Genomic DNA, 13,943 nt, shown 5'->3' with positions numbered 1-13,943 from the left:
CACCGGGGGACGCGAGCGGGCCCGGGGCCGACGCTCAGCGCTCGGGATCGACCGTGGTCTCCTCCGGGGCCAGGGGGCCGTCCGGATCCTGGCCCGGGTTGAAGGAGTCCAGGTCCAGCACCCCCTCCTCCGGGGCGGTCTCGTGCACCCCGTCGGTGTCCCCGTCGCAGCCGTGGTCGGTGCAGGAGCCCGCCGGCACGGCGTCGGCGACGATCACGGAGATGTTGTCCCGGCCCCCGGAGCGCAGCGCGGCGGCCTGCAGCACGTCCGCGGCGTCCTTGGGGTGCTCCACGGTGGCCAGGACCTTGGCCATGTACCCGTTGGACAGCTCCCCGGAGAGCCCGTCCGAGCACATCATCAGCCGGTCCCCCACCTGGGCGGGGATGACCCAGAAGTCCGGCTCCCAGTAGTTCCCGGTGCCCAGCGCCCGGGTGATGACGTTGCGCCGCGGGTGGATCAGCGCCTCCAGGGCGGTGATCTGGCCGGTGTCCACGAGGTACTGCACCTCGGAGTGGTCCACGGTGATCTGCTCCAGGCTGATCCCCTCCACCGGGGACTGGGAGACGGACAGCGGCTCGTGGCTGATGGGCTGGTCCGTGTCCCGGCGCAGCCGGTAGGTGCGGGAGTCCCCCACGTTGAACACGATCCACAGGGGCTGCTCCCCGATGCGGGTCAGCCAGGCCCCGGTCAGCGTGGTGCCGGCGCGCATGCGTTCGGCCTTCTTGATGTTCTCGTCGGCCTCGCCGATCACGGCCTTGACCCGGCCGAGGACCTCCATGATCTTCGCGTTCAGGGCGGAGGTGGACTTGCGGCGGCGCCGGAACAGGCCCCGGGAGCTCTCCTCGGAATCCTCCTCGGCGGGCACGTCGAAGTGCTCGGTGCCGAACAGCGGGGCCTCGGCCAGGGTCTGCACGGCGATCGAGCTGGCGACCTCCCCGGCCTCGTGTCCGCCCATGCCGTCCGCGACGACGCAGAGGTTCCCGCGGGTGATCAGCGAATCCTCGTTGTTCTGACGGTGGCAGCCCTGATGGGTCGTGGCACCGATGCAGGTGGCCAGCTCGGCGGCAGTCGTCATTCGAAGTCAATCTCCAGTTCGGGGCCGATGCCCGGGTCCAGGACCACGGGTTGGACGTCTCCGAATCCGCGCACGTTGCGCACGCTCTGCGGACGCAGGACGAACCGCTCGTCTCCGCGCAGCACCTCGGCGGTGTCGGCATCGACCAGCACGACGCCGGGTTCGGCCAGGGCCACCAGGCGCGAAGCGAGGTTCACGGTCGGACCGTAGACGTCCCCCAGCCTAGGCAGGATCCGGCCCCAGACAAAAGCGACGCGGGCCTCCGGCAGGGCCGGATCCTCGTCGATCATCCGGGACAGTGCCAGGGAGATCCGGGCGCCGGCCTCCGGGGATTCGGTGAGGAACAGGATCTCATCACCCACCGTCTTGATGATCCGGCCGCCGCCGACCGCCACGATCTCGGCGCAGCGCTGCTCGAAGTGCTGGACCAGGCTGGCCAGGGTGGATTCGCCCATGCGCCGGGACAGCGAGGTGTAGGAGACGAGATCCGCGAAGCCGATCCCGCGCACCAGCGGCAGCGGGCGGAACCGGTCGTCCCCGTCCTCGTCCGCGTCTGCCTCACCGGGCTTCTCCGCCTTCAGCGCCAGACGGATCACCGCCGCGTTGAGCTGGCGACGGAAGCCGTAGTGGATCAGCTGATCCAGCTGCTCGATCAGCTGCGGCAGGATGGTGAGCAGGTGGCGCCGCGCCTCGGCGTCGGTGACCCCGCGATGGGCGACCATGTCCTCCACCAGCGCCTCGATCTGCCAGGCGACCATCCGGTCCGTCATCTGCCCCACCGACCGGACGATGGACATGACCCCGGACTCGGTGATGTCCGCGTTGTCCACCAGATCCGCCATGGTGCGCAGCGCCTCGACGTCGAAGGGAGTGAAGAAGACGTCCTCGTCCTTGAGGTTGGGCAGACCCAGGGCGCGCCACATCTTCCGCGCCCCGAGCAGGGAGACGTCCGCGGCCTCGGCCGCCTCCTCCCGGCGCAGGCTGCGGTTCTGCCCCAGCAGGGCGCGTTCCAGCGCCCCGACGGCCGCCTTGGCCTCCACGGAGCCGTAGAGGTTGGACTGGGCCGGGTTCGCGAGGTTCAGCTGGCTGGTCTGCGGTCCGGTGTAGACCGGTGCGTCCTCGGGAACGTCCTGGGGCACGATGAGCTCCACCTTCTTGGTCTCGGGGTCGGGGGTGCGGCGGATCCTCTGCGCGCGGTCGGGGCCGACGGGGCGGCGCGCCGCTGCCGACCGCGCAGGGGGCGGCGACGGTGCCGTCACTGCGACCGGACGGGTTGTCCAGGTCACAGGCCATGCATGAGAAGCCTACACCCCGGACCTCCTGCGTCGGCCGATGAACTCGGCCCGCTGCTGTTCGCACAGGCGCGCGAAGCGGGCGGGCTCCTTCTGGTGGGTCAGGTCGAAGGCCTGCCCGGGCAGCGCCACGCGCACCGTGCCGCTGCCCAGCACCCGGTGGAGCACCCCGCGCGGCCCGACGACGCCGAGCACGTGCTCCAACGGCAGCGCCAGGGGCCGTCGGGCCCGCAGGGAGCGGAAGATCACGATGCGGCGGGTGGTCAGCGCGTATCCCGTGACCAGCCAGCGGCACATCCTGACCACGGCGTAGATCACGGCCGCGACCAGCAGGATCGGGCCCACCGGGGACCATGCCGGATACACCCCGGCGACCACCTGCAGGACACTGGCCAGGAAGATCGCGCCGAGCAGGGTCAGGGCGGGGCGCAGCAGCCGGGTGGGGTGGGCCCGATTGCAGGTCACGACCTCCTCCCCCGGCTCCAGCGGGGCCCGGTACCTCATGCCCACCGCCCTTCGGCGGATCCGGCGTCCGGGCGCAGGTGCACGACGTCGCCCACGGAGACCTCCTCGAGCGCCCCGTCCTCTCGGCGCACCAGGAGGGCGCCGTCGGCGGTGAGGTCCTCGGCCGTGCCGCGGAGGTCGGGCTGCCCGTCGCGCTGCACGCGCACCCGGCGCCCCAGGGTGTCCAGGCGGGGGCGGATCGCCTCCAGCAGACTCGGGCCGGGCCGCGGATCCCCCGCGGAGTCCTGCCCCATAGGCGAGTCCTGATCCACCGCGGAGGCGGGCAGCGGCCGGGACGGATCGCCGCCGACGGCCTCGAAGCGCTCGAGCAGATCCCGGAACCCGGCGATGAGATGGGCGGCCAGGATCGTGCGATCCACGACGGGCTCGGCTCGATGTCCCGTGCGGGCCTGATCCGTGCGGGTCAGCTCGGCCCGCAGGGAGGTCGCGGTGGGCACCGGCAGCTGGTCCCTCTCCAGATCGACGTTGATCCCGATGCCGACCACCACGCACAGGCGCCCTTGCGGGTCCGGGGCCACCCGCGCGAGGATCCCCGCGGTCTTGGCCCCGTCCAGCAGCAGGTCGTTGGGCCACTTGATCCGCGCCGGAAGGCCGGTGGTCGCGCGGATGGCTCGCTGCCCGGCCAGCGCCATGAGCAGGGTCAGCCAGTGCAGGGAGTCCGGCTCCAGGGTGCGCGGGCGCCCGGGGCGTTCGGGGCGCACCAGCGCCGAGAGCATCACCGAGCTGCGCGCCGGAGCCGTCCAGGTCCGGTCCCGCCGTCCCCGTCCGGCCCGCTGGTGCTCGGCCAGCAGGACGCTCCCGTGCACGGGACGCCGGATCGGATCCGCCAGTCGGCACACCAGCTCGTCGTTCGTGGAGTCCACCTCCCCCAGCACCTGCACGGGGGCCGCGCGCAGCAGCCGCGCCAGCTCCGGCACGACGTCGTCCGCGCCGGTCAGGACCTGCCGACGCAGCGGCGCCCGTGCCCCGCCCTGGGCGGGCTCGTGCGGGGCGGGGAAGTCTTCGGACACGGGATCTCTCCTTGGCAAGGGCCGGGTGGTGTGCCCGCGGCGGGCGCGGACGCGGACGGGGGTGTGAGCTAGTTTAGGAGGCGGAGCCGGGCGTCGGCTGGATGCGCCCGCCCCGACCCATCCCCGCCCGAGAGGACCCATCACCGTGAGCGAGCACTTCGCCGTCCTGTACAGCTACGGCCCGGCCGAGGCGCAGGCCGCGCACCGGCCGGCCCACCGGCGCTTCCTCGCCGGACTCCTGGATGAGGGGAAGCTACTGGTCTCCGGCCCGTTCACCGACGGCTCCGACCAGGCGCTGCTGATCCTGCGCGCGGAGTCCGAGGAGGAGGTGGCCCAGCTGCTGGACGAGGATCCGATGCGCACCGGAGGAGTGGTGACCGAACGCCGGATCCACCGCTGGAACCCGGTGCTGGGTACAGTGGGGGCACCGGAGGCGCCGACCAGTTGAGGCTGATCCGCTCCTTCGCCCGCGACCACGGCGCGCCGTCCCACCGTCCGCGCATCGATCCACATCGTCTGAGGAAGTGCCCATGACCGAAACCCCCGCCCCGCAGGACTCGAAGCAGCAGGACGGACCGGATCTGTCCACCACCGCCGGGCGCATCGCCGACTTCTACGCACGGCGCGAGGCCTCCCTGCTGCCCACGGGGCAGGCGCCGGTGGACCGGCAGCACTCCCGCGGCAAGTCCACGGCCCGCGAGCGCCTGGAGATGCTGCTGGACGAGGGCTCCTTCGTGGAGTTCGACGCCCTGGCCACCCACCACTCCACGGCCTTCGGGATGGAGAGGAAGAAGCCGCTGGGCGACGGCCTGGTCTCCGGCTACGGCACCGTGGACGGGCGCCTGGTGGCCGTGTACTCGCAGGATTTCACGGTCTTCGGCGGCTCCCTGTCCCGGGTCAACGGGGAGAAGATCGTCAAGGTGCAGAAGTTCGCGCTGCGCAACGGCTGCCCCGTCATCGGGATCAACGACGGCGGCGGGGCCCGCATCCAGGAGGGCGTGGACTCCCTGGCGATGTTCGCGGACATCTTCCGGATGAACGTGCGGGCCTCCGGCGTCGTCCCCCAGATCTCGGTGATCATGGGCCCGTGCGCGGGCGGGGCCGCCTACTCCCCCGCGCTGACGGACTTCGTGATCATGGTGGATAAGACCTCCCACATGTTCATCACCGGCCCGGACGTCATCAAGACGGTCACCGGCGAGGAGGTGGACATGGAGACCCTGGGCGGGGCGCGCTCCCACAACGCGGTGACCGGCACCTCCCAGTACCTGGCCGAGGACGAGGAGGACGCCTTCGACTTCCTGCGGGAGCTGCTGGAGTTCCTGCCGTCGAACAACCTCATGGACGGGCTGGTCCTGGAGCACGATCAGGACCCGGAGATCACCCCGGAGGATGAGGAGCTGGATGCCCTCGTCCCGGATTCGGCCAATCAGCCCTACGACATGCGCACCGTGGTGGAGACCGTGGTGGATGACGGGAACTTCCTGGAGATCCAGGGGCTGTACGCCCCGAACGTGATCACCGGCTACGGGCGGGTGGAGGGCCGCACCGTGGGGGTGGTCGCCAACCAGCCGATGCAGTTCGCCGGGACCCTGGACATCGCGGCCTCGGAGAAGGCCGCGCGCTTCGTGCGCCACTGCGACGCCTTTAACATCCCGATCCTGACCTTCGTGGATGTGCCCGGGTTCCTGCCGGGCACCGAGCAGGAGTTCAACGGGATCATCCGGCGCGGGGCCAAGCTGATCTACGCCTACGCGGAGGCCACCGTCCCGCTGATCACGGTGATCACCCGCAAGGCCTACGGCGGGGCGTACATCGTCATGGGCTCCAAGAAGCTGGGCGCGGACATCAACCTGGCCTGGCCCACCGCGCAGATCGGCGTGATGGGCGCCCAGGGTGCGGTGAACATCCTGTACCGCCGGGACCTGAAGAAGGTCGAGGAGGAGGGCGGCGACGTCGAGGCCGCTCGGGACGAGCTGATCCAGCGGTACGAGGAGGAGCTGCTGAACCCGTACCAGGCCGCGCAGCTGGGGTACGTGGACGCGGTGATCGCCCCGGCCGAGACCCGGGTGAACATCATCAAGGGGCTGCGGGCCCTGCACGACAAGCGCGCGGCGATGCCGGCCAAGAAGCACGGGAACATCCCGCTGTGAGTGCGCGACGGCATGAGGAGCAGGACCGGGCCCAGGAGCCGCTGTTCTCGGTGGTGCGCGGGAACCCCACCGAGGAGGAGCTGGCCGCGCTGACGGTGGTGCTGCTGCAGCGGCGGTCCGCCCCGAAGCCGGCCGCCAACCCGCTGGCGGAGGTGGGGCGGCTGCTGGCCCGGCGCCAGCGGCTGGGCGCCGGGCTGCGGCCCGGCCCCGGGTCCTGGAAGCGGGCTCGGCCGCGCTGAGCACGGCCCGGTGTCGAGCCGGAGGCCGACCCGCGACCCTGTCCCGGCAGCGAGCACCCCGGCGCTACAGTGGGTGCCATGACCGAGAACACTGTGACCGGTGTGACGCCGGACGAGCTGCCCGAGGCCCTGCGCCTGGACCGAGAGCGCACCGCCATCGACGAGGCCGCGGACGCCTACTACGAGGAATACCTGGCCCTGCATCCGGATGCCGCGACCATCGAGGGGCGGCCCGGGCACGAGACCGAGTACTCCGATTACTCCCCCGCCGGGGAGGAAGCCGACGTCGAGCTGGCCCGGCGCACCCTGGAGGCCGTCAACGCGCTGGAGCCGCGCGACGCGGTGGACCGGGTGACCCTGGACGTGCTCAACGAGCGCCTGGGCCTGCAGATCGAAGCCCACCTGGCCGGTCTGGGCGCGTGGGAGCTGAACCCGCTGGCCACGGAGGCCCACGGAATCCGCCAGATCTTCGACCTGATGCCGCAGGAGACCGCGCAGGACTGGTCGCACATCGTCGGTCGGATGGCCAACGTGCCCGCGGCCATCGACGGGTTCATCGAGACCCTGGAGCATCACCGGGAGGCCGGCCGGGTGGCCGCGGCACGGCAGGTGCGTCTGCTGGTGGAGCAGTTCCGCGCCTACGCGCAGTCCGGCGGATTCTTCGACGGGCTGGCCGAGCAGGCGGTGGCCGCCGACGCCGGGCTGGACGGGTCCGCGCAGGACGCGGCGAGGGCGGCAGCCGGCGCGTACCGTCGCCTGGCCGATCACCTCGAACAGGTGCTGCTGCCGGAAGCTCCGGAGGAGGACGCCGTGGGCATCGAGCGCTACCGGCTGCACTCCCGGCAGTTCCTCGGTGCCGAGGTGGACCTGGCCGAGACCTACCGGTGGGGTGTGGAAGAGCTGGAGCGGATCATCGCCGAGCAGGAGCAGGTGGCCGAGCAGATCCGCCCCGGGGCGAGCATCGCGGAGGCCAAGCGGGCCCTGGACGAGGACCCGGCCCGGCGCCTGGAGGGCACGGACGCCCTGCGGGAGTGGATGCAGAGGGTCTCGGATCGGGCCGTGGAGTTCCTGGCCCGGGAGCACTTCACGATCGAAGGCCCGATGCGCACCATCGAGTGCATGATCGCCCCGACCCACGACGGCGGGATCTACTACACCCCGCCGTCGGCGGACTTCTCCCGGCCGGGCCGGATGTGGTGGTCCGTGCCCGAGGGGGAGACGCAGTTCACCACGTGGGCGGAGACCTCCACCGTCTACCACGAGGGGGTTCCGGGCCACCACCTGCAGTTCGCCACGGGAGCGGCCCTGGCCTCCTCGGTCAACGACTACCGGGCGCACGGGGTGTGGGTCTCCGGGCACGGCGAGGGCTGGGCCCTGTACGCCGAGCGGCTGATGGAGCAGCTGGGATACCTTGAGGATCCCGGGGACCGGATGGGCATGCTGGACGGGCAGCGGATGCGCGCGGCGCGGGTGGTCTTCGACATCGGCGTGCACTGCGGCTTCGAGATCCCGCAGGCCTGGGCCGAGCGGATCGGGCACTCGGGGACGTGGACGGCCGAGGCCGGGCACGAGTTCCTGGCGCAGAACCTGGACATCTCCAAGGGGCAGCGGGAGTTCGAGTTCCACCGGTATCTCGGCTGGCCGGGCCAGGCCCCCAGCTACAAGATCGGCCAGCGCATCTGGGAGCAGCTGCGCGATGAGGCCCTTCAGCGCGGGGAGTCCCTGCGCGAGTTCCACACCCGGGCCCTGCTGATCGGCTCGGTGGGCCTGGACACGCTGCGTCGGGCGCTGCAGGATCCGGAAGCGTAATACGACGACGCATTTGGTTTACCGGGAAAGCATCCGCGCCTAGCCTGGAGCGCATGTCCGAACGCTCCACCGCGCCCACAGCGCGCCGCCGCCTGCCCTCCTGGATGACGAACTTCGGGGTCCAGATCCTCCTGGGCCTGCTCATCGGCGTCCTGCTGGGCTTCGCCGCCCTCGCCCTCGGCGGGGATCCCGAGACCTCCCCGAACTGGCTGATGACCACCCTGGACACCATCGGCTCCAGCTACGTCAGCCTGCTCAAGGCCGCCGTCGTGCCGCTGGTGGTCACCGCAGTGATCACCTCGATCGCCAACCTCTCCGCCGTGGCGAACGCGGCGCGCCTGGCGGTGAAGACCCTCCTGTGGTTCGCCGGGACCGCCCTGATCGCCGTGATCATCGGCATCGTGCTCGGCGTCGTCTTCCGCCCGGGGGTCGGCACGGGCCTGTCCACCCCGGACTCCTACACCGGCACCCAGGGGTCCTGGCTGGCCTTCGTCACCAGCATCGTCCCGGCCAACGTGCTCGGGCTGTCCGCGAGCACCCGGGAGACGGCCGACGGGCTGCACACCTCGGTGAGCTTCAACATCCTGCAGATCCTGGTGATGTCCGGGGCGGTGGGGATCGCCGCGCTGAAGATCGGCAAGCCGGCCGAGCCGTTCCTGAACTTCATGCGCTCGGCCCTGGCGATCGTGCAGAAGATCCTGTGGTGGATCATCCGCCTGGCCCCGCTGGGCACCCTGGGGCTGATCGGCACGGCGGTGTCCACCTACGGGTGGGCCACGATGGGCTCCCTGGCGAAGTTCGTGCTGCTGCTGTACGTGGGCCTGGCGATCGTGGGCTTCGTGGTCTACCCGCTGCTGGCCCGCCTCAACGGGCTGTCCATCCGCCAGTTCTTCACCGGGGTGTGGCCGGCCGCGCAGATCGGCTTCGTCTCCCGCTCCTCGATGGGCACGATGCCGGTGACCCAGCGGGTGGCCGAGCGCAACTTCGGCGTGCCCCCGGCCTACGCCTCCTTCGCCGTGCCCTTCGGGGCCACCACCAAGATGGACGGGTGCGCGGCGGTCTACCCGGCGCTGGCGGCGATCTTCGTCGCCCAGTTCTACGGCGTGCCGCTGGGGATCACGGACTACCTGCTGATCGTGGTGGTCTCCGTGCTGGGCTCGGCGGCCACCGCCGGGACCACGGGAGCCACGGTCATGCTGACCCTGACCCTGTCCACCCTGGGCCTGCCCCTGGACGGCGTGGGGCTGCTGCTGGCCATCGACCCGATCATCGACATGGGCCGCACCGCCCTGAACGTGACCGGGCAGGCGCTGATCCCGGCGATCATCTCCCGCCGAGAAGGCATCCTGGACGAGGACCTCTACAACGCTCCGCGCTCGACAGACTGGTTCGACTCCGATCTCACCGCCGCCCAGTGGGCGCAGGAGCACGGGGCGAACGCCGAGCAGACCGGGCAGGACGACGCCGTCGGGCCCCACGCCGAGCCCGCACGCCTGGGCTGATCCCGTCCGCCCGGGACGCCGCATCGAGGAGGTGCCCGCTTGCCCTCGGCCGCTAGGCTGGGGCGGGTGAGCACCTCCTCCCGCACGTCCGCGCCCGCCGACCCCTCCGGCTCCGTCGATCCCGATCGGCCCCTGCTGATCCTGGGCTCCCAGTCCCCCTCCCGCGCGCAGATCCTGCGCCAGGCCGGGCTGGAGTTCTCCGTCCTGGTCTCCGGGGTGGATGAGCCGGCAGCCGTGGAGGAACGGCGTCGGGCCCTCGGCCGGCAGCCCTCCCCCGCCGAGACCGCCGAGATCCTGGCCCGCACCAAAGCGCAGGCCGTGGCCAGGCTGCCGGAGGCCGCCGGGCACCTGGTGCTCGGCTGCGATTCCGTGTTCGAACTGGACGGGCGAGCCTACGGCAAGCCGGGCACCGGGCAGGCGGTACGCGAGCGCCTGCGGGCCATGTCCGGGCGCACCGGCATCCTGCACACCGGCCACTGGCTCGTGGACCGGCGCGACCTCGCTGCCCCGGCCGAGGGCACGGGGCTGTGCGTCAGCGCGCGCGTGTCCTTCGCCGCGATGACCCCGGAGGAGATCGACGCCTACGCCGCCACCGGCGAGCCGCTGTGGGTCGCCGGGTCCTTCACCCTGGAGGGGTACGGCGCCGCGTTCATCACCGGGGTCGAGGGGGACCCGCACGCGGTGCAGGGACTCAGCGTGCACGGGCTGCGCGAGCTGCTGGGCCGTCTCGGCGTGGGCATCCAGCGGCTGTGGCGCGCCCCCGAGCAGACTGCCTGAGCCGGCCCGCCGAATGCGGAGCACGGCCCGCGCGAGGCCCCGGCGCTTAGGCAAATGCTGAGTCCAGAGACTAAGCTCGCGCTGAGGATGATAAGGAGTTTCCCCGTGACCGATACCGTGTCCGCGCCGCAGGCGACCCCCGCAACCCGCTACGCCAGCGGTCCCGTGACCAAGGTGCTCGTCGCCAACCGCGGTGAGATCGCGGTGCGCGTGATCCGCGCGGCCCGGGACGAGGGACTGCCCACCGTCGCGGTCTACGCCGAGCCGGACCGGGACGCCCTGCACGTCAAGCTCGCGGATGAGGCCTTCTCCCTGGGCGGGTCCACCGCCGCGGACTCCTACCTCGTCATCGACAAGATCATCGACGCCGCCCGCCGCTCGGGCGCCGACGCCGTGCACCCCGGCTACGGGTTCCTCTCCGAGAACGCCGACTTCGCCCGCGCGGTGCAGCAGGCCGGACTGACCTGGATCGGCCCCTCCCCGGAGGCCATCACCGAGCTCGGGGACAAGGTGGCCGCCCGGCACATCGCCGAGAAGGTCGGCGCCCCGCTGGTGCCCGGCACCAAGGACCCGGTCTCCGGGGCCCAGGAGGTCCTGGACTTCGCCGACGAGCACGGGCTGCCCATCGCCATCAAGGCCGCCTTCGGCGGCGGGGGCCGCGGGATCAAGGTCGCCCGCACCCGGGAGGAGATCCCGGAGCTCTACGACTCCGCGGTGCGCGAGGCCACGGCGGCCTTCGGGCGCGGGGAGTGCTTCATCGAGCGCTTCCTCGACTCCCCCCGCCACGTGGAGACCCAGTGCCTGGCCGATGCCCACGGCAACGTCGTCGTCGTCTCCACCCGGGACTGCTCCCTGCAGCGGCGCAACCAGAAGCTCGTGGAGGAGGCTCCGGCCCCGTGGCTGTCCGAGGAGCAGCTGAGCAGCCTGTACACCTCCTCCAAGGCGATCCTCGCCGAGGCCCAGTACCAGGGGGCCGGGACCTGCGAGTTCCTCGTCGGGCAGGACGGGGTCATCTCCTTCCTGGAGGTCAACACCCGTCTGCAGGTGGAGCACCCGGTCTCCGAGGAGGTCTCCGGGCTGGACCTGGTCCGCGAGCAGTTCCGGGTGGCCCGCGGAGAGGAGCTGGGCTACGGGGACCCGGTGCTGCGCGGACACTCGTTCGAGTTCCGCATCAACGGGGAGGACCCGGGACGCAACTTCATGCCGGCCCCCGGCACCGTGGAGGTGCTCACCGTGCCCTCCGGTCCCGGGGTGCGCTGGGATTCCGGCGTGGTCCAGGGGGATGTGATCGGCGGGAACTTCGATTCCATGCTCGCCAAGCTCATCGTCACCGGGGCCACCCGCGAGCAGGCCCTGGAGCGCTCCCGCCGGGCCCTGGCGGAGCTGACCATCGAGGGGATGCCCACGGCCGCGACCTTCCACGAGGTGGTGGTCTCCGACCCGGCCTTCGCCCCCGCCGACGGCGAGCCGTTCTCCGTGCACACCCGCTGGATCGAGACCGAGTTCCACAACGCCATCGCCCCCTACGGAGGGGTGCCCGGCTCCGTGGATGAGGAGCAGGACGAGCGCGAGCGGGTGGTCGTGGAGGTCGGCGGCAAGCGCCTGGAGGTCCTGGTGCCGCACCTGGCCGGGGCCGGCGCCCCGGCGGCCAAGCCGGCCAAATCCCGCTCCTCCCGCCGCAGCCGGCAGTCCGCGGCCGCCGCGGCCAGCGGGGATGACCTGACCTCGCCCATGCAGGGCACGATCGTGAAGGTCGCCGTCAAGGACGGTGCGAAGGTCAGCGAGGGCGATCTGGTGGTGGTCCTGGAGGCCATGAAGATGGAGCAGCCGCTGACCGCGCACAAGTCCGGGAAGATCACCGGGCTGAAGGCCAAGCAGGGGGACACAGTCTCCGCCGGCGGGGTTATCGCGACCATCAAGTAGCCCCTCCGCCGGGATCCAGTCTCAGGATGCGGAACGCGTTGTCCAGCCTGTGAGCACCGCTCTACGCTGATGACACCCCGTTCCCATGGGCCCCGTCACCCGCCGCACCCGGTGGGCGACGGGGCCCGATCGCACCTGTTGATCCGCAAGGAGAGGCCATGTCCTCCACCCTGGTCGCCGAGGAGTCCCCGGGCTCCTCCCCCGCCGAGACCGATCCCGTCGCGCGCGTGCCCAAGCACCGCATCATCACCGCCTCGCTCGTGGGCACCACGATCGAGTTCTACGACTTCTACGTCTACGCCACCGCCGCCGTGGCCGTGTTCCCCGCCCTGTTCTTCACCGGGGCCGACGACACCACCCGCCTGCTGGCCTCGATGGCGACCTTCGCCGCGGCCTTCTTCGGCCGGCCCATCGGCTCGGTGGTCTTCGGGCACTTCGGCGACCGGATCGGACGCAAGGCCACCCTGGTGGGGGCCCTGCTGACCATGGGGCTGGCCACCTTCCTCATCGGCCTGCTGCCCACCTACCACCAGATCGCCTTCTGGGCCCCGGCGATGCTGACCATCCTGCGCTTCGCCCAGGGCCTAGGCCTGGGCGGGGAGTGGTCCGGGGCGGCGCTGCTGGCCAGCGAGTACGCGGAGCCGGGCAAGCGGGCCCGGGCCGCGATGTGGCCGCAGCTGGGCGCCCCGTTCGGCTTCATCCTCGCCAACGGCTTCGTGCTGGGCTTGACCACCTGGTTCGGCTTCAACTCCGCCCGGGACGGGGCGGACCTGAGCCACCCGTTCATGGTGTGGGGCTGGCGGGTGCCCTTCCTGTTCTCCGTCGTCATGGTCCTGGTGGGCCTGTACGTGCGGGTGCGCCTGGAGGAGACGCCGGTGTTCCGCCGGGCGGCCCAGCGCGGGGAGAAGGTCAAGGCTCCGGTGGCCGAGGTGTTCCGGGTGGCCTGGCGCCCGATGATCCTGGGCACCTTCATCATGCTGTCCTGCTACGTGCTGTTCTACCTGATGACCGCCTGGATCCTGTCCTTCGGCATCGGCAAGCCGGCGCAGGGCGGGCTGGGGATCGGCTACCACACGTTCCTGAAGATCCAGCTGGCCGCGATCGTGTTCTTCGCGGTGTTCGTCCCGATCTCCGGGTGGCTGGCCGACCGCATGGGGCGGCGTCGGCAGCAGCTGATCACCAACGTGCTGATGGTGGTGTTCGGGCTGAGCTTCGGGCTGTTCATGGCACCCGAGCGCATCGGCACCGGCGAGGCCGCGAACATCGGCGGGATCATCCTGTTCCTGTCCGTGGGCATGGTGCTGATGGGCCTGTCCTTCGGGTCCATGTCCGCGTACCTGCCGGAGCTGTTCCCCACCAACGTCCGCTACACCGGCTCCGGGATCTCCTACAACGTCGCCTCGATCCTGGGAGCTGCGATCACCCCGTACGTGGCGGTGTGGCTGAACGCCCACGGCGGGGTCGCCGCGGTCGGCTGGTACCTCTCCGGAGCGGCCGTCGTGACCATCGCGGCGCTGCTGCTCTCCCACGAGACCCGGGATCTGGACCTGGACAGCGTGGGCGCGGCCCCCGCCGACCGCCGGGAGCGGCCCGAGCTGGCCGAGGAGCCGGTCGGCCTGGTCTGAGCCGATCTCAACT

At 71.5% G+C, this 13,943-nt stretch carries 12 protein-coding genes; 8 read left to right on the top strand and 4 right to left on the bottom strand.

Annotated features, from left to right (window positions below; translation table 11 throughout):
* Positions 1–34: 34 nt before the first annotated feature.
* From AC0VXQ_RS03110 to AC0VXQ_RS03095, 4 genes are all read right to left on the bottom strand, one after another.
* A complete protein-coding gene (locus AC0VXQ_RS03110) occupies positions 35–1,075 on the bottom strand; it encodes a PP2C family protein-serine/threonine phosphatase (protein ID WP_064724923.1) in 1,041 nt (346 codons plus the stop codon).
* The gene (locus AC0VXQ_RS03105) at positions 1,072–2,226 is read right to left on the bottom strand and encodes an adenylate/guanylate cyclase domain-containing protein (protein ID WP_238147349.1); all 1,155 of its coding nucleotides are present in this window, start codon (positions 2,224–2,226) and stop codon (positions 1,072–1,074) included. Before AC0VXQ_RS03105 ends, AC0VXQ_RS03110 begins: the two co-directional genes overlap by 4 nt.
* A gap of 153 nt (positions 2,227–2,379) precedes the next feature.
* Positions 2,380–2,871, bottom strand: coding sequence for a PH domain-containing protein (locus tag AC0VXQ_RS03100; protein WP_055684378.1), 492 nt, complete (start codon positions 2,869–2,871; stop codon positions 2,380–2,382).
* Entirely contained in the window at positions 2,868–3,902 is a 1,035-nt protein-coding gene (locus tag AC0VXQ_RS03095) for a biotin--[acetyl-CoA-carboxylase] ligase (protein WP_055684377.1), read from the bottom strand. The genes AC0VXQ_RS03100 and AC0VXQ_RS03095 overlap by 4 nt, the downstream gene beginning before the upstream one ends.
* Before the next feature lie 145 nt (positions 3,903–4,047).
* Here AC0VXQ_RS03095 and AC0VXQ_RS03090 point away from each other — a divergent pair, with 145 nt between their 5' ends.
* From AC0VXQ_RS03090 to AC0VXQ_RS03055, 8 genes are all read left to right on the top strand, one after another.
* Complete coding sequence (locus AC0VXQ_RS03090) at positions 4,048–4,350, top strand: YciI family protein (protein ID WP_055684376.1); 303 nt, start codon at positions 4,048–4,050, stop codon at positions 4,348–4,350.
* Positions 4,351–4,432: 82 nt separating this feature from the next.
* Entirely contained in the window at positions 4,433–6,055 is a 1,623-nt protein-coding gene (locus AC0VXQ_RS03085; protein ID WP_055684375.1) for an acyl-CoA carboxylase subunit beta, read from the top strand.
* Positions 6,052–6,294 carry an acyl-CoA carboxylase subunit epsilon gene (locus tag AC0VXQ_RS03080; protein ID WP_055684374.1) on the top strand — a complete coding sequence of 81 codons (243 nt, stop codon included), beginning with the start codon at positions 6,052–6,054 and terminating at the stop codon, positions 6,292–6,294. The genes AC0VXQ_RS03085 and AC0VXQ_RS03080 overlap by 4 nt, the downstream gene beginning before the upstream one ends.
* Before the next feature lie 78 nt (positions 6,295–6,372).
* The gene (locus tag AC0VXQ_RS03075; RefSeq protein WP_081275360.1) at positions 6,373–8,103 is read left to right on the top strand and encodes a DUF885 domain-containing protein; all 1,731 of its coding nucleotides are present in this window, start codon (positions 6,373–6,375) and stop codon (positions 8,101–8,103) included.
* A 53-nt stretch (positions 8,104–8,156) separates the two neighbouring features.
* The gene (locus tag AC0VXQ_RS03070; protein ID WP_081275359.1) at positions 8,157–9,605 is read left to right on the top strand and encodes a dicarboxylate/amino acid:cation symporter; all 1,449 of its coding nucleotides are present in this window, start codon (positions 8,157–8,159) and stop codon (positions 9,603–9,605) included.
* Between the two features lie 66 nt (positions 9,606–9,671).
* Positions 9,672–10,382 carry a Maf family protein gene (locus AC0VXQ_RS03065; RefSeq protein WP_375542918.1) on the top strand — a complete coding sequence of 237 codons (711 nt, stop codon included), beginning with the start codon at positions 9,672–9,674 and terminating at the stop codon, positions 10,380–10,382.
* A gap of 105 nt (positions 10,383–10,487) precedes the next feature.
* Entirely contained in the window at positions 10,488–12,305 is a 1,818-nt protein-coding gene (locus tag AC0VXQ_RS03060; protein ID WP_055684373.1) for an acetyl/propionyl/methylcrotonyl-CoA carboxylase subunit alpha, read from the top strand.
* A 158-nt stretch (positions 12,306–12,463) separates the two neighbouring features.
* Positions 12,464–13,930, top strand: a complete 1,467-nt coding sequence (locus AC0VXQ_RS03055; protein WP_129357858.1) for an MFS transporter — start codon at positions 12,464–12,466, stop codon at positions 13,928–13,930.
* Positions 13,931–13,943: the final 13 nt, after the last annotated feature.

This window comes from Rothia sp. QJM3NY_36 (assembly GCF_056173115.1).
This window is presented reverse-complemented; position numbering and strand designations above follow the sequence as displayed.

Coding starts and splice junctions, on each gene's coding strand:
- AC0VXQ_RS03075 (WP_081275360.1), top strand. CDS start 6,373: ATGACCGAGAACACTGTGACCGGTGTGACGCCGGACGAGCTGCCCGAG.
- AC0VXQ_RS03070 (WP_081275359.1), top strand. CDS start 8,157: ATGTCCGAACGCTCCACCGCGCCCACAGCGCGCCGCCGCCTGCCCTCC.
- AC0VXQ_RS03085 (WP_055684375.1), top strand. CDS start 4,433: ATGACCGAAACCCCCGCCCCGCAGGACTCGAAGCAGCAGGACGGACCG.
- AC0VXQ_RS03110 (WP_064724923.1), bottom strand. CDS start 1,075: ATGACGACTGCCGCCGAGCTGGCCACCTGCATCGGTGCCACGACCCAT.
- AC0VXQ_RS03100 (WP_055684378.1), bottom strand. CDS start 2,871: ATGAGGTACCGGGCCCCGCTGGAGCCGGGGGAGGAGGTCGTGACCTGC.
- AC0VXQ_RS03055 (WP_129357858.1), top strand. CDS start 12,464: ATGTCCTCCACCCTGGTCGCCGAGGAGTCCCCGGGCTCCTCCCCCGCC.